Source organism: Nocardioides koreensis, from assembly GCF_039531775.1.
Classification (GTDB): domain Bacteria; phylum Actinomycetota; class Actinomycetes; order Propionibacteriales; family Nocardioidaceae; genus Nocardioides; species Nocardioides koreensis.
On the sequence record NZ_BAAAQR010000001.1, the window covers coordinates 815,010 to 835,582 of the forward strand.

Genomic DNA, 20,573 nt, shown 5'->3' on the forward strand with positions numbered 1-20,573 from the left:
CGAAGAGGCTGTCGAAATTGTTACCGACGGAGGAAGTTTGAACTCCTTCCAGGAGTGGTACTAGTCGGTCACGAACCAGACCTTGGGAGGAGGTTGACATGGTTATTCTGGGTTTGATTCTGCTCATCATCGGCCTCGTGGCGAGCATCCCTGTGCTCACCACGATCGGCGCGATTCTGCTCATCGTCGGTCTCATCCTGAACTTCGTTCCGATCGGTGGCACCCGACGAAGGTTCTACTAGCACTGGACCCAGCTCCAGCGCAGCACGGCACGACCCCCGGACCACGCCAGGTCCGGGGGTCGTCGCATTTCCGCGACCGGGCACCTTCCGGCACTCTGGAGGCCGCGGCAGCACGACCCAAAGCCGATCAGGAGTCGTCGCGGCGCAGCACGTCGTCGAGCCAGAGCTTGGCGCTGCCGAGCCACCCGGCCGCGTCGTGCACGAGCTTGCCGACCGCGTCCTGGCTCTGCTTGAACGTCTCCGAGTAGCTGCGGGCGGCGGCCGCGGCGGCCTCGCTGACCCGGGCGTCGTCGTCGGTGTCGCGTCGGGGATAGCCACCGACGAGGTGCCGGGTGTACTCACCCGAGTCGACCCAGCGCCGCAGCTCGTTCGCCCGGACCACCGCGAACGGGTGGGTCCGGTTCTCGATCAGCAGCAGCTTCAGCACGGAGTCGCGCAGGTCGCCGGAGTCGTCGTACTCCTGGCCCTGCGCGAAGAACGAGGTGGCGTCGAGGTCGTCGAGGTGTCCGCCGCTGGCGAGCTTCATGTGGGTGCGGAACGCGGTGGCCGGGTCCTGGGTGGCCAGCAGGCCGGCCCGGTCCGCGGAGAGCTCGGCCTTGCGCGACCACTCGTAGAGCGCGGCCATGATCGCGCGCACGCCGAGGCCACCGACGGGGACCACGGAGAGCACGCCGCTGAGCTGGATCAGCCGCTGGAGCAGGGTCTGGTAGACCGCGTGCCCGCTGACCGCGTGCCCCAGCTCGTGACCGAGGACGAAGCGCATCTCCTCGTCGTCGAGCAGGTCCACCATCGCCGAGTTGACCACGATGATGGGCTTGTTCATGCCGATCGTCATCGCGTTCAGCAGCGGGTTCGCCGCGACGTAGAGCTCGGGCAGCTCCGGGGCGTCGAGGGTCCGGGCCACCTCACCGAGGAGACGGTGCATCGTGGGGAACTGCCGCTCGTCGACCCGGATCGCCGAGCCGAGGAAGACCAGCCGCACGGCTCGCTCGTTGAAGAGTCCCGAGGTCGCCTTGAGGACGGTGTCGAAGCCCTTGAGCCGGCGCAAGGCCACGAGCGCACCCCGGTCCGCGGGGTGCTCCCAGGCGCGGGAGCTGATGCCGGTCAAGGTGACCCGGGCGCGGGTCGGCTGCGTCGTCACCGGGTCACTCTCGCACGACGCCGGCCACGCTCTGCCTCGGATCGCCCGGTCATGGCCTCGAAAGCTCCTCCGAGTGCCCGGTCAGCGGCGCGCTCAGCGCGTGCGCAGTGCCCAGCGGCTGGCGGGCACCAACAGGAGGCCGGCACCGAGCACGAGCCCGCCCATCACCCACCACCCCGGGCGACCCCACTCGATGCACAGCAGCGCGATCAGCGTCGGCGCCACGACGTTGGAGATCGAGAAGCCCAGCCCGGCGAACCCCTGGTACTGCCCCTGGCGGTCGTCGGGGGCCAGTCCCATCGAGATCCCCCACTGCCCACCGCTGGAGACCATCTCCCCCACGACGTGAATGGCAGCGCCGAGGACCAGCAGCACGACGGCGACGGCAGCGGAGGTGCCGCTGCTGAACGACATCACCACGAAACCCGCCGCGATCCAGCCGCAGCCGATCACCATCGCCCGCGCCGAGGACATCACGTCGTCGGCGCCCCGGGTGAGCCGGACCTGGAAGACCGCGACGGCCACTGTGTTGAGAACGAGCAGGACGGCGACCATGGACGTCGGCGCCTCGGTGTGCGCCGCGATCCACAGCGGGATGGCGAGGGTCATCACGACGAAGTGCATGGCGACCACGCCGTTGAGCAGGGTCACCACCACGAACGGGCGGTCGCGCAGCACCGCCAGCCGCGGCTCCCCGGCGGCCCGGGCGGGCGCCGGCGCGAGGTGCGGCAACCGCGAGCAGAGCAGGCCGGTCGCGATGCCGGAGACCCCGTCGAGCGCGAAGACCGCCAGGTAGGCCCAGGTCTGGTCCAGGAGCAGCGCGAGGCCGCCGAGCGCCGCGCCGAGGCTCATCGCGACGTTCGTGACGGCCCGCAGGTAGGCCTTGAACATCACGCCCCGCCCGCCCGTTGCCACCCGGGCTATGTAGCCGTTGCGCACGGCGCTGTTGCCAGACATCAGCACGGTCGCCAGTGACATCACGACCATGACCGCCCACAGCGACCGTGCGACGAGCAGCCCCAGGAGGACCGCGCCGGCGGCGACGGTCAGGGCCCGCATGGTCTCGCGCGGGCCGCGGGTGTCGCCGAGGTGGCCCAGCGGCACCTGGGCCAGCATCGCGAGCACGGCGCCGACCGAGAGGACCAGGCCCACGTCGGTGGCGGCGAGCCCGGCCTTCTGGGTGAAGAAGAGCGCGAAGGTGGTCGTCGAGGCGCCGGTGCCGGCCCGGTTGACGAAGGTCGCCAGCGCGAGCACCCGCAGCGTCGGGTCGGTGGGGATCCCGCGCCTCGTCAGACGGGGTGGGAGGACCGCCGGCGGTCTGATCTGGTCCGTCTCAACCGCCCCGTCAGTCACAGCGGCATTCTGGACCACCGTCCGGCGGCGCGACCACCGGGATTCCTCGCGGCGGCCGCTCCCGGCGGCGAGGTCAGCCCTCGGTCATCGGGATGCGTACGCCGCGCTCGGCCGCCACCTCGACGGCGCGGTCGTAGCCGGCGTCGACGTGGCGGATCACGCCCATGCCCGGGTCGTTGGTGAGCACGCGCTCGATCTTCTGCGCGGCCAGATCGGTGCCGTCGGCGACGCACACCTGTCCGGCGTGCAGCGACCGGCCCATGCCCACGCCCCCGCCGTGGTGGAACGACACCCACGACGCGCCCGACGCGGTGTTGACCAGCGCGTTCAGGATCGCCCAGTCGGCGATCGCGTCGGAGCCGTCGAGCATGCCCTCGGTCTCGCGGTACGGCGAGGCGACCGAGCCGCAGTCGAGGTGGTCGCGGCCGATCACGATCGGCGCCTTGAGCTCACCGGAGGCGACCATCTCGTTGAACTTCAGGCCGGCGAGGTGCCGCTCGCCGTACCCCAGCCAGCAGATCCGGGCAGGCAGGCCCTGGTAGTGGACGCGCTCGCCGGCCATGGTGATCCACTTGCGGAGCCGCTCGTTGTCGGGGAAGAGCTCGAGGATCGCGCGGTCGGTGGCGGCGATGTCGGCCGGGTCGCCGGACAGCGCGGCCCAGCGGAACGGCCCCTTCCCCTCGCAGAACAGCGGCCGGATGTAGGCCGGCACGAAGCCGGGGAACTCGAAGGCCCGGTCGTAGCCGCCCTTGCGGGCCTCGTCGCGGATCGAGTTGCCGTAGTCGAAGACCTCGGCCCCGCGGTCCTGGAACTCGACCATCGCCCGCACGTGCGCGGCCATCGACTCCCGGGCGCGCTTGGTGAACCCGACCGGATCCTCGGTGCGCTCGCGCTCCCAGTCCTCGAACGCCGTACCGACCGGCAGGTAGAACAGCGGGTCGTGGGCGGAGGTCTGGTCGGTCACGACGTCGATCGGCGCCTCCATCTCGAGCAGCGCAGGCACCATCTCGGCGGCGTTGCCGAGCACGCCGATCGAGAGCGGGCGGCGCTCGTCGCGGGCGGCGACGGCCATCTGCACCGCCTCCTCCAGCGAGCCCGCCTGGACGTCGAGGTAGCGGTGGTCGATCCGGCGCTGGATCCGCGACTGGTCGCACTCGATGCAGATCACGACGCCGTCGTTCATGGTGACCGCGAGCGGCTGCGCGCCGCCCATGCCGCCGAGCCCGGCGGTGAGGGTGATCGTCCCGGCGAGCGTCCCCTCGAACTTCTTGTCGGCCACGGCCGCGAAGGTCTCGAACGTGCCCTGCAGGATCCCCTGGGTGCCGATGTAGATCCAGGAGCCGGCCGTCATCTGGCCGTACATCGTCAGGCCGAGCTCCTCGAGCCGCCGGAACTCCTCCCAGTTGGCCCAGTCACCGACCAGGTTGGAGTTGGCGATGAGCACCCGTGGGGCCCACTCGTGGGTCTTCATCACCCCGACCGGCTTGCCGGACTGCACCAGCATCGTCTCGTCGTCCTCGAGCGTGCGCAGCGTCCGGACCAGCGCGTCGTACGCCTCCCAGCTGCGGGCCGCCCGGCCGGTGCCGCCGTAGACCACGAGGTCCTCGGGGCGCTCGGCGACCTCGGGGTCGAGGTTGTTCATCAGCATCCGCAGCGGCGCCTCGGTCTGCCACGACTTCGCGGACAGCTCGGTGCCGGTGGCCGCGTGGATGGGCGGTCTCGACACGCCGGCTCGTTCCTCGGCGGCCACTCGACCCCCGGCAGCTTCCTGGTTCATGACAGCTCTCCGATCACTTCTTCGACGGCGGTGAGGACGGCGCCCGACCGGACCAGCTCCACGGCGGTCTCGATCTCGGGCGAGAGGTGGCGGTCCGGTCCGGGACCTTCGATCCCGGCGGACCGCAGCAGGCGTACGACGGCGCCGGTGGCCGGCGAGGGCTCGAGCGGTCGTCGCAGGTCGAGGGCGCGGGCCGCGGTGAGCACCTCGATCGCCACGACCCGGGTGAGCCCGTCGACCGAGCGGCGCAGCTTGCGGGCCGCGGACCAGCCCATCGAGACGTGGTCCTCCTGCATCGCGCTGGAGGGGATCGAGTCGACCGACGCGGGGGCCGCGAGCCGCTTCATCTCCGAGACGATCGCGGCCTGGGTGTACTGCGCGATCATGTGCCCGCTGTCCACGCCGGGGTCGTCGGCGAGGAACGGCGGCAGCCCGTGGTTGCGGGCCTTGTCGAGGAACCGGTCGGTGCGGCGCTCGCTGATCGAGGCGACGTCGGCCGCGACGATCGCGAGGAAGTCGAGCACGTAGGCCACCGGCGCCCCGTGGAAGTTGCCGTTGGACTCGACGCGCCCCTGGTCGGCGAGGACCACCGGGTTGTCGACCGCCGAGGCCAGCTCGCGGCCGGCGACCTGCGCGGCGTGCTCGACGGTGTCCCGGGCGCCGCCGTGGACCTGGGGTGAGCAGCGCAGCGAGTAGGCGTCCTGGACCCGGTTGCAGTCCGGTCCGCGGTGCGAGGCAACCACCCCGGAGTCGGCCAGCACCCGGGTCAGGTTGGCGGCCGAGAGCGCTTGGCCGGGGTGCGGCCGGATCGCCTGGAGCTCGGCGGCGAAGACCCGGTCGGTGCCGAGCTGGCCCTCCACCGACATGGCGGCGGCGACGTCGGCGGTCCGCAGCAGCATCCGCAGGTCGGCGATCGCCATGACCAGCATGCCTAGCATCCCGTCGGTGCCGTTGATCAGGGCGAGCCCCTCCTTGGCCGCGAGCTCGACGGGCACCAGGCCGGCGGCGGCGAGCGCCTCCGCGGCCGGCATCAGCGTGCCGGTCGCGTCGCGGACCTCGCCCTCCCCCATCAGCGCCAGGGCGCAGTGCGCCAGCGGGGCGAGGTCGCCGGAGCAGCCCAGCGAGCCGTACTCCCGCACCACCGGCGTGATCCCGTGGCTCAGCATCGACGCCATCAGCTGCGCCGTCTCGAGGCGTACGCCGGTGTGCCCCGTCGCGAGCGTCGAGAGCCGCAGCAGCATCAGGCCCCGGACCACCTCGCGCTCGACCTCGGGGCCCGAGCCGGCCGCGTGCGACCGGACCAGCGAGCGCTGCAGCTGGGCCCGCATCTCGCCGGGGATGTGCCGGGTCGCGAGCGCGCCGAAGCCGGTCGAGATGCCGTAGGCGGGCGTGGTGGCGGACGCCAGGTCCTCCACCACCGCGCGCGCGGCCGCGACCGCCTTGGCGGCGTCGGGGGCCAGCTCGACGGGGGCCCCGTCACGGGCGACGGCAAGGAGCTCCTCGGGGGAGACGGGACCGGTTCCGACGGCAACTGGTGAGGACTGCATGCGTCAATCCAACGCGCCGCGGGGAGCGCGGCCAAGCGTCCGGGAACACCTCATGTCTCGGATCCCAGACCCCTGTGACACGGAGCACGTCCGGACCGCATCAGAAAGCGCGAGACGGCACGTCTGAAACATGTGACCGATGGGTAACGTCACGGCGACCGGCGTACATGGGGTGGCCGTGTCACGTCATCCGCAGCAACGAAACGCCCGGGCGCCCAGCATGCTCTCGGGCTCTCGAGGGGTTAAGAGAGAGAGCTCATGCGAAGACTGATTGCCACCACCACCATGCTTGCGCTGGCCACCGCCGGCGGGACCGTCCTCACGTCCGGCGCGGGGGTAGCCTCGACGCCCGACACGGCCCGGAAGGTGCCGACCTCGTTCGCGTTCAAGGCCTACGCCTTCGGCAGCCGTGTCCACGGCGGGCAGGTGCCGGCCGGTTCCGGCAGCACCGCCTTCCAGGTGATCGGCTGCACCAACGACGCCGGCGTCGACAAGCGCAACCACACCCTCTCGGAGCAGATCCCGGGCATCGGCACCGCCTCCGAGATCACGACCCGCGCCTGGACCACCAAGAGCAGGTCGGGCGTCGTCGCGTCCCACTCGCGCAACGCGATCGCGAAGATCACGCTCGCCGACACCCCCGCCGGCTCGTTGTCGCTCACAGGCATCCAGTCGACCGCCGTGGCCTCCCACGACGACACGGGCTTCCACGCCCGCACGACGAGCGACATCGCCAAGATCGTGCTGACGCCGCCGGCCGGCCCCGCCCAGGAGTTCCCGGTCCCGGACCCCGGCCAGACGCTCGACATCCCGGGCGTCGCCACCATCGACATGGGCACCCCGAAGACGTCCGCCGGCAAGGAGCTCGCCCGCGCCCGCGCCGAGGTCGTGACGATCACCTCGGCCGCGACCGGCAGCAAGGTGCACGTGGCCCAGGCCTTCGCCCAGCTCACCCGCGGCATCAAGTCGGGCCTGTTCGGGGGGTACGCCACCGGGACGCGCGCCCGTGCGGCCGACGGACACGTGACCGTCGGTCGCACGCCGTACCAGCCGATGCCCTGCCAGGGCACCCACGGCGAGGTCCGGAAGAACGCCACCGCCAGCGTCGACCTCGGCGGCCAGCTCATCGCCAGCGGGGTCGAGGCCCAGGGCAAGGGCACCCAGCGCAAGGACCGCGCCTGGGGCTACGAGCAGGGCCGCATCGCCAACGTGAACCTGGGCAACGGCCAGCTCGTCATCGACGGGATCGTCGGCCGGGTCAACGTGACCCGCAAGGGTGCGGATCTCCAGAAGCTCGTCCGCCACGCCAAGACCACCATCGGGACGATCACGGCGAACGGCGAGCCCCAGAGCTTCCCGGACACCGACGTCCTGGAGATCCCGGGCGTCGCACGGCTCGAGCGCAACATCGTGAAGAAGGTCAGCAGCGGCCTCGCGGTGACGGCGCTGCGGATCACGCTGCTCGACGACTCCGGCGCCCCGGAGTCGGTGGTCAACCTCGGTGAGGCCAAGCTCTACATCAAGCGGGCCGATCGCTGACCCAGCAGACCCCAGCACCACACCGACGCCGGACGCGCACCTCGCGTCCGGCGTCGGTGCGTCCGATGGCCTTTCTCACAGGTCACGAGGCAAGAAACACCGGCGCCGTCCGGCCACGCGGGCGTTGACTGGAGCACATGCCCGCGACCGCCGTGACCGCAGACCCCGGGACCCTGCGCCGCTGGTCGATGCTCGGCGCCAGCACCCTCGCCCAGGCCGCGGCGGCGATCATGATGCACGGGCCGGCGTTCCTCATCCCCGCGCTGCACGCGGACGGGTTCAGCCTCGCTGAGGCGGGCCTCGTCGCGGCCGCCCCGACCGTCGGCGTGATGCTGGCGCTGGTCGCCTGGGGAGCGGTGTCGGACCGGTACGGCGAGCGGTTCGCGCTGCTGTGGGGCCTGGCCGCGACGACCGCGCTCGGGGCCCTGGCCGCCCTGGGCGGTGGCACCGGGGTGCTGGTCGTGACGCTCCTGCTGGCCGGCGCCGCCGCGGCGAGCACCAACGCCGCCAGCGGCCGGGTGGTCGTCGGCTGGTTCCCGCCGGCCCGGCGCGGGCTGGCCATGGGGATCCGGCAGATGGCGCAGCCGGTGGGTGTCGGCGTCGCGGCGGTGAGCATCGCCGTCCTCGCCGACCGGTACGGCGTGCACGCGGCGCTGTGGGTCCCGACGCTCGCCTGCGCGCTCGCCCTCGTGGTGGTGGCCCTGGTGGTCCTCGACCCGCCCCGCCCGGACCCGCGGACCGGCGGGTCCGCGAACCCCTACCGCCGGGACCGTTTCCTGGTGCGCGTGCACGGCGTCTCGGTGCTGCTGGTCGTGCCGCAGTTCCTGGTCTGGACCTTCGCGCTGGTCTGGCTGGTCCAGGCCCGGTCCTGGTCCCCGGCCGCGGCGGGCTCGCTGGTCGCGGCGGCCCAGCTCGCCGGCGCGCTCGGCCGGATCGCGGCCGGCCACCTCTCCGACGTCGTCGGCAGCCGGATGCGCCCGCTGCGCTGGGTCGCGGTCGCGGCGGCCGCGGTGATGGCCCTGCTCGGGCTGGCCGCCGGCCGCGGGTGGGCCCTGGCGGTGGCGCTGCTGGTGGTCGCCACGGTGCTCACCGTCGCCGACAACGGCCTGGCCTTCACGGCCGTGGCCGAGCGTGCCGGCGCCACCTGGTCGGGCCGGGCGCTCGGGGTGCAGAACACCGCCCAGTTCCTGGCCGCCTCGGCGGTGCCACCGCTCGCCGGCCTGGCGGTCGCGCACCTGGGGTACGCCGCGACGTTCGCGCTCGGCGCACTGTTCCCGGTGCTCGCCGCTCCCCTGGTGCCGGTCGAGGGCGAGCGCGAGCTGTCCTGACCGGTCGAAGGCTTGAAACGGTGCCGGGCGGGGTACCACTGGTCCAAGATCCCCGGCACCGGCCGGGACCGACCGTTGGAGGGAACATGTCCGGAGGAGCCATCGTCTGGATCGTCGTCCTGGTGGTCATCCTGGTGGTGCTCGGCGTCGTCGTCGCACTCATGATGAACAAGAGGAAGAACGAGCAGCGGCGCGCCCACGCGACCGAGCTGCGCACGGAGGCGGCCGCCCAGTCCGACTCGATCGCCCACGCCGAGCGCGAGGCCAAGCGGGCCGAGGCCGAGGCGGAGGCGAAGCGGCTCGAGGCCGAGCGCGCCGAGCACCAGGCCGCGGAGGCGCGCCAGGGCGTCCACATGGACCAGGCCTACCAGGAGGACCGGATCCGCGAGGCCCAGCGGGTCGACCCCGACGACAAGCGCGTCTGACGACGCACTCCGGAGCACTAGTCTCCGGAGCATGAGCCAGGTCCCGGCAGCGACACGTGCGCTCCGGGTCCTGCGCTTCCTGGCCAGCCAGCCCGACCCGGTCCCGCTGGACCGGATCATGCGCGCCTGCGACCTGCCGCGCAGCACGGCGTACCACCTGCTGCGCGCGATGGTCGACGAGGGCTTCGTGGTGCACCTCGCCGACGAGCACCGCTACGGGCTGGGGGTCGCGGCGTTCGAGGTCGGCAGCGGCTACTCCCGCCAGGAGCCGCTGCAGCGCATCGCCCGGCGCCCGCTCGCCGCGCTGGTCGACCGGGTCGGGCACAGCGCGCACCTGGCGGTGCTGCACGGGCGCGACGTGCTCTACGTGCTCGAGGAGCGCGCCCCCGGGCGGCCACCCCTGGTCACCGACGTCGGCGTGCGGCTCCCGGCCCACCTGACCGCGAGCGGCCGGGCGATCCTGGCGGGGCTCCCCGCGGCCCAGGTCCGCGCGCTCTACCCCGGACCGAGCGCCTTCGTCGACCGCCACGGCACCGGACCGCGCACGCTGAGCGCGCTGCGGACGGTGCTCTCGGAGACCCGGCAGCGGGGCTACGCGACCGAGGAGGGGGAGGTGACGCCGGGCCTGGCCAGCGTGGCCGCCGCCGTGCTCGACCACAACGCCCACCCGGTCGCCGGCGTCGCAGTGACCTACGCGGAGGGCGATCCGGCCGTGCTGGCCGAGCAGGTACGCCGCGCCGCGGACGGCCTCAGCCGCCGCATCGGCGGCCGCTCCTAGCCAGGGCACGTCTCTCAAGTCGATGCGCCTGCTGCGCGGCTTGAGACACGCACCCTAGTCCGCGGTCTCGCCGCCGGCGCGGTAGCCCACCCACAAGCGGCCGCCGCACCGGGCGAGCACCTCGTCGGCCACCTGCGTCAGCGGGCCCGGGTCCCCGTCGAGCGCGGCCCTGAGCCCGGCGTCCAGCCGCGAGGCGTACGCCGACCCCGCCTCCGCGTCGTACGCCGCCAGCTCGCGCACCAGCCACTTGCCGGTGCCCGACCACCGACCCTCCGCGGCCAGCAGCAGCTCGCCCGCCGCCTGCCACGTGTGCACCGCGACCGCCGTCCGGGCCGGCGGGTCGCCACCCCCGGCCAGGTCGTCGAGGAGGTCGGTCAGCCCGTAGCGCAGCGCGTCGCGCTCGGCGGCCGCGAGCGGCCCGGGCCCGGCCGCCACGGCCGCCGCGCACTCGGCGGCCAGCGCCGCGCCGGAGCCGTCGCGGTCGAGGAGGACCACCGCGGCGGACACCAGCCGGGCCATCGTCGGCCGGCGCCGCTCGAGGTCCTTCCCGACGTAGTGGCGCACCGACGCCGGCGTGTGCACGAACAGCTCCACCGGCCAGCCGGCGTACGTAAGCGACTCGCGGTACGCCGCGCCCTCGGCCCGCACCACCGTCACGTCCAGGTCCGAGGTCGCGGTGGCGCCGCCGAGCACGACGCTGCCGCCCAGGAACGCGGCCCGCGCGTCCGGGAACCGCTCCTCGACCAGCCGTCGCGCGGCGGTCACCGCGTCGCCCCGGTCCTCGTCTCCGATCACGGCGCCCAGTCTGGGCGTCCCACCACAGTGACGTCGCGCCGCCACGCTCGTTGAACGCACCGAGCCGATGCCCGGGAGAGGAACCCACGTGACCCATCGCAACCGAGGTCCGATCCGTCGCCTGCTGTGGACGGGCGCGCTCGGCGCAGCCCTGGTCGCCACCGCGGTGGCGATGCCCTCCTACGGCAGCCGGGACGGCAACCTGCTGAAGCGCTACGACGCCACCAAGGCGGCGGTGCTCGAGGCCCGCCCGCACGTCGACCCGCCGGGCACCCCGCCGCACGACCACAACGACCCGGCCACCAAGAACTCCCTCTCCCGGGCCGGCGAGACCGGCGCCGAGACTCAGGACCCGACGACCGCGGCCCAGAAGCGCACCGCCGCGGCGTACGTCGCCGCCGAGCGCCGCACCCCGGACCCGCGGCTGACGACGGTGCCGGTCACCGGTCCCCGGCTGGAGCACCCGCAGGACCGGTACGCGATGGCCAACGGGTGCTACACCCTCACCGCGCGGAGCGAGCCGCTCTTCTTCAAGCCCACGAAGCTGGGCACCTACCTGCTCTACGACGCCTCGCGGCGCTTCGTGAGCGCCTCGGGTGACAAGGCCGCCGAGCCCGGGCCGGACACCGAGTGGACCGCGCGGATGCGGGACGGGCGGATCTCCTTCCGCAACGGCGACACCCCCCTGCGCAGCGGCGGGACCACCCGCTTCCTGCCGACCCGGGCCTCGGGCTGCACGGCGTACCCCGAGTCCCAGATCGACATCTCCGGGGACCCGCACGCCGGCGTGACGCCGTACCAGGAGGTGCGCGGCTACGTCGACGCGCACACCCACGGGATGGCCTTCGAGTTCCTCGGCGGCGACGTCCACTGCGGCAAGCCCTGGGACCGGTACGGCGCGCCGTACGCGCTGGTCGACTGCCCCGACCACGCGGCCGGCACCAGCCCGCTCGAGGCCGCGCTCTCCGGGCGGCCCCACCACGACCCGGTCGGCTGGCCGACGTTCAAGGACTGGCCGGCACCGGACTCGCTGACCCACGAGGGCACCTACTACCGGTGGCTGGAGCGCTCCTGGCGCGGTGGTCAGCGGATCTTCGTGAACCTGCTGGTCGAGAACAACCAGCTGTGCCAGCTCTACCCGATCAAGCACAACTCCTGCGACGACATGGACTCCATCCGCCTCCAGGCGAGGGACATGTACAAGATGCAGGACTACGTCGACGCCCAGTTCGGGGGCCCGGGCAAGGGCTTCTACCGGATCGTGACGAACCCGTTCCAGGCCCGGAAGGTGATCAACGCCGGGAAGATGGCGGTGATCATGGGCATCGAGACCAGCGTGCCGTTCGGCTGCACCTTCAAGGCCCTGCCCGGCGGCGACCAGCCGGCGGCGGAGTGCACGCCGGAGAACATCGACCGGCAGCTCGACCAGGTGCACCGCATGGGCGTGCGCCAGATGGAGCTGGTCAACAAGTTCGACAACGCCCTGTCCGGCATCGCCGGCGACGCGGGCGAGACCGGCGTCGCGGTCAACAGCGCGAACTTCCTCGAGACCGGCACCTTCTGGGACATGCGGCACTGCGAGCCGGCCGACCCCGCGGCCCACGACCACAACCAGCTGGCGGCGCCCGAGATCTCCGCCGAGCAGCAGGACGCGCTGTTCGGCGCGATCGGGCAGCTCTACGACACCGCCGAGCTCCCGGCCCTGCCCCTCTACCCGCCGCCGGACCACTGCAACGCGCGCGGCCTGACCACGCTCGGCGAGCACACCATCAACGCGCTGGCGGACCGGCACATGATCTTCGACCCCGACCACATGAGCGTCGAGGCCCGCGACTCCGCGCTCGACCAGGTCGAGGCGATGCACTACCCCGGCGTGGTCTCCAGCCACTCCTGGTCGACCCCGGACGCCTACCCCCGGATCTACAAGTTGGGCGGCTTCATCACGCCATACGCCGGGGACTCGACCGGGTTCGTCGAGAAGTGGCGCGCGCACCTCGGCTGGGCCGACCGGCGCTACTACTGGGGCCTCGGGTACGGCGCGGACATGAACGGCCTCGGCGCGCAGGGCGACCCGCGCGGCACCGACGTGCCCAACCCGGTCACCTATCCCTTCACCGGGCTGAACGGTGTGACGGTGCGCAAGCAGCACGCCGGCAAGCGCGTCTACGACATCAACGCCGACGGGGTCGCGCAGTACGGCCTCTACCCGGACTGGATCGAGGACCTCCGCAAGGTGGCCGACAGCGAGCACGCCGGTGACGGGGCCGCGATCACCGAGGACATGGCCCGCGGCGCGGAGGCCTACCTGCAGATGTGGGAGCGGGCCGAGGGCATCGCCCCCGACTCCTGCCGCAACCCCGAGCTGCGGCAGTCCGTGGCGCGGGTGCGTGAGCTGGTCACCCCCGGCATGACCACGAGGGGGGTCATGCGGGCGGTCGGCCAGCCGTACCTGCGCGACGGGGACCACTACACGCTGTGCGCGCGGACCGCCTCGGACCCGGAGGTGCGGATGAAGGTCGGCTTCGGCCGGGGCGGGATCGTGACCGGGGTGCGCCGGCTCGGCTGAGCCGATGGCGTCGTGTGCCACTCACCCGTTCGGGTCATGTGCAGGTTCGTGCAATTCACATTTCTGCAGGACGAATCATCTTGTGGGGGCGGCGGGAGCGGGATGGAATCCGCTCACCGCTTCGCCCGACCGGACGGAACGGGTTACCCACCCAACCCCCTCAGGAGCTCGTGCATGAAGCCCACCCTGGCTTCTGCCCTCGCGCTGGGCTGCGTCACCGCAGCCATGGTCGCCACGGCAGGCAACTCTCAGGCAGCCCCCACCCAGCAGAACCGGACCGCGGCCAGCATCAGCGACGCCCGGGCCAACGCCCAGGCGCACGCCGGCGTCGGCAGCGGCCAGGGCCTCGTCGTCCGGGACACGGTGCTGGACGCGAACGGCGCCAGCCACGTCCGCTTCGACCGGACCTACAAGGGCCTCGAGGTCGTCGGCGGCGACTTCGTCGTCCACCAGGGCAAGGGCGGCTCGTTCCGCTCGGTGTCCGGCCGCACCCTGACGCCGTTCCAGCTGCCGACCACCGCGTCGGTCACGGCCAGGGCCGCCACCACCAAGGCCGCCGCGGTCGTCGACTTCGCGAAGACTCGGGCGACCCACGACCTGGTCGTCCTCGCGGCGCACCGGGCGCCCACGCTGGCCTGGCAGGTGGACGTCACCGGCCGCAACGCCGACGGCTCGCCCGCCGGTGAGTACGTCTTCGTCGGTGCCCGCAGCGGCAAGGTCCTCGACCACTGGGCCTCGGTCCTCGAGGACACCGGCTCCGGCGACGGCCTGTTCAGCGGGACCGTCTCGCTGGACACCACCAAGTCCGGCGCGAGCTACCAGATGGTCGACCCGGTCCGCGGCGGCAACGCGACGTACAACGGCCCCTACGGCAGCAGCACCCCGCTCTTCACCGACGCCGACAACGTCTGGGGCAACGGCTCCACCAGCGACCCCGCCACGGCCGCGGTGGACGCGCACTACGGCATCGCGAAGACCTGGGACTACTACAAGTCCACCTTCGGCCGGAACGGCATCGCCAACGACGGCAAGGGCGCCCGCTCCTACGTCCACGACGGCGCCTACGTCAACGCGTCCTGGAGCGACTCCTGCTTCTGCATGCGGTACGGCGACGGCGACGCGACGACGTACCTCCCGCTGGTGGAGCTCGACGTGGCCGGTCACGAGATGAGCCACGGCGTCACCAGCCGCACGGCCGGCCTGACCTACCGTGGGGAGAGCGGCGGCCTGAACGAGGCCACCTCGGACATCATGGGCACCAACGTGGAGTGGTACGCCAACAACTCCAACGACGTCGCCGACTACGTGATCGGCGAGGAGATCTTCCGCAGCTACAACCCGGCGACCAACTTCATCCGCCGCATGGACAAGCCGTCCCTCGACGGGGCCAGCCAGGACTGCTGGAGCAAGGCCACCCGGCGCGTCGACGTCCACTACTCCTCGGGTCCCGCCAACCACTTCTTCTACCTGCTGTCCGAGGGCAGCGGCGCGAAGTCGATCAACGGCATCGCCTACAACAGCCCGACCTGCAACGGCTCCACGGTGAGCGGCATCGGCCGCACCGCTGCCGCGGCGATCTGGTACCGCGCGCTGACGGTCTACATGACCTCCAGCACCGACTACGCCGGTGCCCGCGTGGCCACGGTGAACGCGGCGACCGACCTGTACGGCGCCTCCTCGACCCAGGTGGCCGGCGTCAAGGCCGCCTGGTCGGCGGTGTCGGTGAACTGATCCCCCCGAGCTCGCCTCACGCAGGTCGAGCTCAACCGTCGAGCTCGCTGGTCGAACTACCCGTTCGTCGGCCTAGCTCGTCGAGGCCACGGCGGCCGGTCCTCGGGGACCGGCCGCCGTCGTCGTTCCCGGGCACGGCGCCCGGTCGGCGTACACCCGTCCAGCGCGAAGTTACCTGCGGGTAGGATCCGTCTCACAAGGTTCGGGCACTGACGCGGACGAGCCCACCGCTCTAGGCTCACCACGCGTCCTGAACCGACGACGCGCCGCCGCCCCGACGAGGAGCAGTAGTCCATGCAGATCTTCGCCATCGTTGTCTCACTCGCGATCGCCGCCGTCGGCATCGCCCTCTTCGTGAGGGCGATCCGCCAGATCATCGCGGTGATGAAGGTGGGGCAGCCGGCAGCGCGCAGCAACGACCCCGGCAAGCGCACGGTGACGATGCTCAAGGAGTCGCTCGGCCACACCCGGATGCTGCAGTGGCACTGGGTCGGCGCGGGCCACTGGTTCATCTTCATCGGGTTCGGGCTGCTGTTCTTCACCCTCGTGACGGCGTTCGGCCAGCTCTTCCACGCCGAGTTCGCGCTCCCCCTGATCGGCCACTTCTTCCTGTGGGAGTGGCTGACCGAGATCGTCACCTTCGCGATGCTCGTGGCGATCATCGCATTCATCGGCTACCGCGTGAGCCGCCCCGACGAGCGCGTCCGCGGCACCCGCGGCCGGTTCTTCGGCTCGACCATGTGGCAGGCCTACTTCGTCGAGCTCGTCATCCTCGGCGTCGGCCTGTGCATCGTCACCCTGCGAGGTCTGGAGTACGCGCTCGAGGACGGCTCGACCGCGTTCCACTACCCGCTGACCTTCTGGCTCGGCGAGTCCTTCTCGGGGATGTCGGACTCCTCGCTGAAGAACGCCATCTACTTCGTGAGCATGCTCAAGATCCTGATCTCGTTCATCTGGATGATCACGATCTCGGTCAACCTGACCATGGGTGTCGCCTGGCACCGGTTCCTGGCCTTCTTCAACATCTGGTTCAAGCGCGAGTCCTCCGGCCGCACCGCACTGGGCGCCGTCAAGCCGCTCACCTCGGCGGGCAAGGCGATCACGCTCGACGACATCGACGACCTCGACGAGGACTCGGTGCTGGGCGCGGGGTCGATCGAGGACTTCAGCTGGAAGGGCATCCTCGACTTCACCTCCTGCACCGAGTGCGGTCGCTGCCAGTCCCAGTGCCCTGCCTGGAACACCGACAAGCCGCTCTCCCCCAAGCTCCTGATCACCGCGCTGCGCGACCACGCCTACGCGAAGGCGCCGTACCTCCAGGCCGCCGAGGGTGACCGCGCCGGGCTGCTCGAGGGCAACGACACCCTGACCCTGGAGGCCGAGCGCCCGCTGGTCGGCGAGACCGGGGACGACTGGTTCTACATGCCGGAGAACGGCTCGGCGGTGATCGACCCCGACGTGCTGTGGTCCTGCACCTCGTGCGGTGCCTGCGTGCAGCAGTGCCCGGTCGACATCGAGCACGTCGACCACATCGTCGACATGCGCCGCTACGCGATCCTGGTCGAGTCCAACTTCCCGGCCGAGCTCAACGGGCTCTTCAAGGGCCTCGAGAACAAGGGCAACCCCTGGAACATGTCGCCGAACGCGCGCATGGACTGGGCCAAGGGCCTCGACTTCGACGTGAAGGTCGTGGGCGAGACGATCGAGTCGCTCGACGAGGTCGACTGGCTGTTCTGGGTCGGCTGCGCCGGCGCCTACGAGGACCGCGCCAAGAAGACCACCCGCGCCGTGGCCGAGCTGCTCGACATGGCCGGCGTCAGCTTCGGCGTCCTCGGCAACGGCGAGACCTGCACCGGCGACCCGGCCCGCCGCGCGGGCAACGAGTTCGTGTTCCAGGGCCTGGCCCAGCAGAACGTCGAGACGTTCCAGGAGTACAAGGTCAAGAAGGTCGTCTCGACCTGCGCCCACTGCTTCAACACGCTCAAGAACGAGTACAAGGAGTTCGGCGTCGAGCTCGAGGTCGTGCACCACACGCAGCTGCTCAACCGGCTGGTGCGCGAGGGGAGGCTGACGCCGGTCACGGACGGCGCCGGCGCCTCGAAGCGGTCGATCACCTACCACGACCCCTGCTACATCGGTCGCCACAACGGCGTCTACACCCCGCCGCGCGAGCTGCTCCAGGTGCTCCCCGGCGCGGAGTTCGTGGAGATGGAGCGCAACTCGGAGCGGTCCTTCTGCTGCGGCGCCGGTGGCGCCCGCATGTGGATGGAGGAGAACCTCGGCGAGCGGATCAACGTCAACCGCACCAAGGAGGCCGTCGGCACCGGTGCGGACCAGATCGCGGTCGGCTGCCCGTTCTGCCGCGTGATGCTCTCCGACGGGCTCACCGCCCAGCAGGCCAAGGGCGAGGCACGCGAGGAGGTCGAGGTCCTCGACGTGGCCCAGATGCTGCTGGCCTCGGTCAAGGGCGAGAGCGCCACCAAGCTGCAGCCCGGTGCGGGCGCCGCGGCCAAGGCGGCCGCTCCTGCCGCTTCGGCCCCTTCGGCCGCTCCCGCGGCGAAGGCCGCCACGGCGGTCGAGACCAAGGCCGAGCCCGAGGCCGGCGACGAGACGCAGACCCAGGAGACCGTCACCGAGACCGAGGACGTCGGGCCGGCCGCCAAGGCCTCCGGCGGGTCCTCTCTCTTCGACGAGCCCGAGGCCAAGGAGGAGCCCGCGAAGACGGCCGACTCCGACGCCACCGTCGAGCAGGAGGCCAAGGCTGCTCCGTCGTCCGGCGGCTCCCTCTTCGACCTCGGGGGCGACGAGCCCGAGGCGAAGGCCGAGCCGGCGGCGAAGGCCCAGCCCGAGACCGAGTCGAAGCCCGCCCCCGCGAAGGCCGAGGCCGACCTCGGCGCGGGTGGGTCGCTCTTCGACCTGGGCGGCGAGGAGCCCGAGACCAAGGCCGAGCCCGCGAAGGCCGAGTCGACCGAGCCGGCCGGGGCCGAAGCCGCGCCTGCTGCATCCGGCACCGCGGCGGAGCCCGCGAACGAGATCCCCTCGAGCGGCTCGCTGTTCGACCTCGAGGCTCCCGAGCCCGCGGCGAAGGCAGAGCCGGCCGCGACCGAGGAGAAGGCCCCGGAGCCGGAGCCCGCCCCCGAGACCGAGGCGGAGCCGGAGGCCGAGAAGGCGGAGGCCAAGCCGGCCCCCGCGAAGCCCACGGCCACGACGGCGAGCGAGATCCCCGAGGGCGGCTCCCTGTTCGACCTCGAGGCACCCGAGCCCGCGGAACCCGCCCAGGCGGAGGAGAAGGCCCCGGAGCCCGAGCCCGAGGCTCAGCCGGAACCCTCGACCGAGGCTGAGCCGGAGCCGGAGCCGGAGCCGGAGACCGAGGAGGCGAAGACCTCGACGGCACCGGCAAAGCCCGCGGCAGCGCCGTCGAGCGAGATCCCCGAGGGCGGCTCGCTGTTCGACATCGCGGCCCCTGAAGCCGCCGAGTCGGCGGAGTCCACCGAGCCGGCGGCAGAGCCCGAGGTCGCTGCAGGGTCCGAGACCACGGCGGAGGCCACCGAGTCCGAGCCGGCCGGGGCCGAGGACGAGTCCACCGCGACCGAGGGGCTGAGCGGGGGTGCGGCGGTCAGCGCCGCCGCCACCGCTGCGGCCAGCTCCGCGGAGGAGGAGCCCACCGAGTCTCCGGCGGAGGCAGCAGAATCGGCCGAGGCGGCGAGCACCGAGACCGAGTCTTCTGCGGACGAGGCCGACGACACCGAGGCACCCGCCGAGGAGAAGAAGCCGACGCCGTCGAGCAACGGTGCGTCTCACCAGCCGAAGACCGACGTCGACATCAACGAGACGGGCTCGCTCTTCGATCTCTGAGCGACTCCCACCCGCTGCCGGCGGTGGTCCCAGGTCATGCACGTGGACCGGGGTCACCGCCGTCGCGTCTTGTCGGTCGGGACCAGCCAGCGCCCTCGCCCATGGCGAGAACTCACTTGCGTGAGGTCGGCGCGACGGCCACGCTCACCCGGGTGATCTTCGAACTCAGCGAAGCCGAGGCACGCGCCGCCCTGGATGTCATTCCGGGACTGACCTGGGAGCCCATCGATCGGGACCGGCTCCCGGCCGTCGCTGCGTTCTACGCGGAGTGCGAGGCGTACGACGACAACCCGGAGCGCAAGTCGCTCGCCGGTCTCCAGGAGTTCTGGGACTCGCCCCGGTCCCGGCCCGAGGAGGACACGCTCGTCGGTTCAGATGCGGAGGGTCGGATCGTTGCAGTCGGATGGTCTGGCTGCAATCGGGTGGTCACCGAGAAACGGGGCGTCCGCCTCGGCGGAGCGGTCCGACCGGATTCCAGGAACCAAGGGATCGGCCGCGCAGTGCTGCGCTGGGAGATGGCGCATGGCCTGGAGTGGGACCGTGCTACCCGACGCGACGGGTACGGGCCCCTGGTGATGAGCCTGTTCGCGCCGGTGGGACAGGCCGATGTCCGGGACCTGGCCGAACGCCACGGACTGACGGTCGAGCGCTACTTCTTCGAGATGGCCCTCACGCTGAGGGACCCACTGCCGGTCCCGAACGTCGCGGGCGTGCGCCTCGTCGACTGGGACGAGGAACGCGGCGAGGAGGTCCATGCCACCGTGGATGCGGCATTCCGGGATCACTGGGGTCATGTGGATCGCACGCCGGAGATGTGGGCGGAAGCCGTGACGGCGCAGGCGTTCCGGCCCGAGTGGTCGGTCCTCGCTGTCGAGGAAGACACCGGAGCCGTTGTCGGGGCAGCCTTGAACTGCGCCTACGAGCAGGACTGGGAGGCGACCGGCGTGCGGGAGGGCTACACCGACGAGCTGGCCGTCGCCTCGACCCATCGGGGAAGAGGCATCGCCAGCGCTCTCCTGCGGGAGTCCATGCGCCGTTTCGCGACGTCCGGCATGGAGATGGCGACGCTGGGCGTGGATGCGGCGAATCCATCGGGGGCGCTCCGGCTCTACACGGGGCTCGGGTACGAGCCCAGAGCCGAGACCTGCGTTCATCAGCTCACGCGTGCGGGGAACCAGTAGCGGTCAGCACGGGCTCGCTGCTGGCTCGCGGGTCGGCGGTGGTTTCGGTCTTTGGCTGGCTACGGCGGGAGTTTGCTCGAGGGTACGGCCGGCTCCCGGCTTGCGGGTGCGCCGTGCTTGGGGTCTTGGCAGCTACAGGGAAGGGTCCGCTCGGGGTTGCGGGCGGCTCCCGGCTCACGGCTGACTTTTGTCATGTGGCAGGACATCGGTGACAGTTCTGCATCAAGACATCGGTAACACTTTGAATCATCTTGGTGGTGACACTTCTGCCCCGAGGCTTCGGCGGTGGCTGTCAGTGAACCCATCGATCCCCGT

General features: G+C 71.8%; 14 protein-coding genes. 9 read left to right on the forward strand and 5 right to left on the reverse strand.

All coding sequences use genetic code 11. The features are described 5' to 3' along the window. Positions 1-98: 98 nt before the first annotated feature. Positions 99-242, forward strand: a complete 144-nt coding sequence (locus tag ABD268_RS03945) for a hypothetical protein (protein WP_344147873.1) — start codon at positions 99-101, stop codon at positions 240-242. Between the two features lie 127 nt (positions 243-369). Here ABD268_RS03945 and ABD268_RS03950 read toward each other — a convergent pair whose 3' ends face one another. From ABD268_RS03950 to hutH, 4 genes are all read right to left on the reverse strand, one after another. Then, the gene (locus tag ABD268_RS03950) at positions 370-1,383 is read right to left on the reverse strand and encodes a M48 family metallopeptidase (RefSeq protein WP_344147876.1); all 1,014 of its coding nucleotides are present in this window, start codon (positions 1,381-1,383) and stop codon (positions 370-372) included. A gap of 93 nt (positions 1,384-1,476) precedes the next feature. After that, positions 1,477-2,736 (reverse strand): MFS transporter, encoded by a 1,260-nt coding sequence (locus tag ABD268_RS03955; protein WP_344147878.1) that lies wholly within the window; start codon positions 2,734-2,736, stop codon positions 1,477-1,479. A 73-nt stretch (positions 2,737-2,809) separates the two neighbouring features. Continuing rightward, the gene (gene hutU, locus ABD268_RS03960; protein ID WP_344147881.1) at positions 2,810-4,462 is read right to left on the reverse strand and encodes a urocanate hydratase; all 1,653 of its coding nucleotides are present in this window, start codon (positions 4,460-4,462) and stop codon (positions 2,810-2,812) included. A 47-nt stretch (positions 4,463-4,509) separates the two neighbouring features. Further along, on the reverse strand, positions 4,510-6,060 hold the full coding sequence (gene hutH / locus ABD268_RS03965) for a histidine ammonia-lyase (RefSeq protein ID WP_344147884.1): 1,551 nt from the start codon (positions 6,058-6,060) through the stop codon (positions 4,510-4,512). Between the two features lie 258 nt (positions 6,061-6,318). On the opposite strand from hutH, the gene ABD268_RS03970 reads away from it, so the two are divergent. The 4 genes from ABD268_RS03970 (at position 6,319) to ABD268_RS03985 (ending at position 10,130) form a co-directional block, all read left to right on the forward strand. Further along, the gene (locus ABD268_RS03970) at positions 6,319-7,599 is read left to right on the forward strand and encodes a choice-of-anchor P family protein (protein ID WP_344147887.1); all 1,281 of its coding nucleotides are present in this window, start codon (positions 6,319-6,321) and stop codon (positions 7,597-7,599) included. A 137-nt stretch (positions 7,600-7,736) separates the two neighbouring features. Then, positions 7,737-8,927, forward strand: a complete 1,191-nt coding sequence (locus tag ABD268_RS03975) for an MFS transporter (protein WP_344147890.1) — start codon at positions 7,737-7,739, stop codon at positions 8,925-8,927. 86 nt (positions 8,928-9,013) lie between these two features. Next, positions 9,014-9,352 (forward strand): hypothetical protein, encoded by a 339-nt coding sequence (locus tag ABD268_RS03980; protein ID WP_344147893.1) that lies wholly within the window; start codon positions 9,014-9,016, stop codon positions 9,350-9,352. A 31-nt stretch (positions 9,353-9,383) separates the two neighbouring features. Beyond that, positions 9,384-10,130, forward strand: coding sequence for an IclR family transcriptional regulator (locus ABD268_RS03985; protein WP_344147896.1), 747 nt, complete (start codon positions 9,384-9,386; stop codon positions 10,128-10,130). A gap of 54 nt (positions 10,131-10,184) precedes the next feature. Here ABD268_RS03985 and ABD268_RS03990 read toward each other — a convergent pair whose 3' ends face one another. Beyond that, a complete protein-coding gene (locus ABD268_RS03990) occupies positions 10,185-10,925 on the reverse strand; it encodes a nucleotidyltransferase domain-containing protein (protein ID WP_344147899.1) in 741 nt (246 codons plus the stop codon). A gap of 88 nt (positions 10,926-11,013) precedes the next feature. On the opposite strand from ABD268_RS03990, the gene ABD268_RS03995 reads away from it, so the two are divergent. The 4 genes from ABD268_RS03995 to ABD268_RS04010 all read left to right on the forward strand — a co-directional run bounded on the left by ABD268_RS03995 (position 11,014) and on the right by ABD268_RS04010 (position 20,258). Beyond that, positions 11,014-13,491: a hypothetical protein gene (locus ABD268_RS03995; RefSeq protein ID WP_344147902.1), complete on the forward strand. Its 2,478-nt coding sequence runs from the start codon at positions 11,014-11,016 to the stop codon at positions 13,489-13,491. A gap of 174 nt (positions 13,492-13,665) precedes the next feature. Next, a complete protein-coding gene (locus ABD268_RS04000; RefSeq protein ID WP_344147905.1) occupies positions 13,666-15,222 on the forward strand; it encodes a M4 family metallopeptidase in 1,557 nt (518 codons plus the stop codon). A gap of 294 nt (positions 15,223-15,516) precedes the next feature. Then, positions 15,517-19,077 (forward strand): (Fe-S)-binding protein, encoded by a 3,561-nt coding sequence (locus ABD268_RS04005; RefSeq protein ID WP_344147908.1) that lies wholly within the window; start codon positions 15,517-15,519, stop codon positions 19,075-19,077. A 152-nt stretch (positions 19,078-19,229) separates the two neighbouring features. After that, positions 19,230-20,258, forward strand: coding sequence for a GNAT family N-acetyltransferase (locus tag ABD268_RS04010; protein WP_344147910.1), 1,029 nt, complete (start codon positions 19,230-19,232; stop codon positions 20,256-20,258). Positions 20,259-20,573: the final 315 nt, after the last annotated feature.

Bases quoted from the DNA above. Each gene is read 5' to 3' on its own strand.
- ABD268_RS03945 (WP_344147873.1), top strand. From the start codon at position 99: ATGGTTATTCTGGGTTTGATTCTGCTCATCATCGGCCTCGTGGCGAGC.
- hutH (WP_344147884.1), bottom strand. From the start codon at position 6,060: ATGCAGTCCTCACCAGTTGCCGTCGGAACCGGTCCCGTCTCCCCCGAG.
- ABD268_RS03970 (WP_344147887.1), top strand. From the start codon at position 6,319: ATGCGAAGACTGATTGCCACCACCACCATGCTTGCGCTGGCCACCGCC.
- ABD268_RS03975 (WP_344147890.1), top strand. From the start codon at position 7,737: ATGCCCGCGACCGCCGTGACCGCAGACCCCGGGACCCTGCGCCGCTGG.
- ABD268_RS03980 (WP_344147893.1), top strand. From the start codon at position 9,014: ATGTCCGGAGGAGCCATCGTCTGGATCGTCGTCCTGGTGGTCATCCTG.
- ABD268_RS03985 (WP_344147896.1), top strand. From the start codon at position 9,384: ATGAGCCAGGTCCCGGCAGCGACACGTGCGCTCCGGGTCCTGCGCTTC.
- ABD268_RS04000 (WP_344147905.1), top strand. From the start codon at position 13,666: ATGAAGCCCACCCTGGCTTCTGCCCTCGCGCTGGGCTGCGTCACCGCA.
- ABD268_RS04005 (WP_344147908.1), top strand. From the start codon at position 15,517: ATGCAGATCTTCGCCATCGTTGTCTCACTCGCGATCGCCGCCGTCGGC.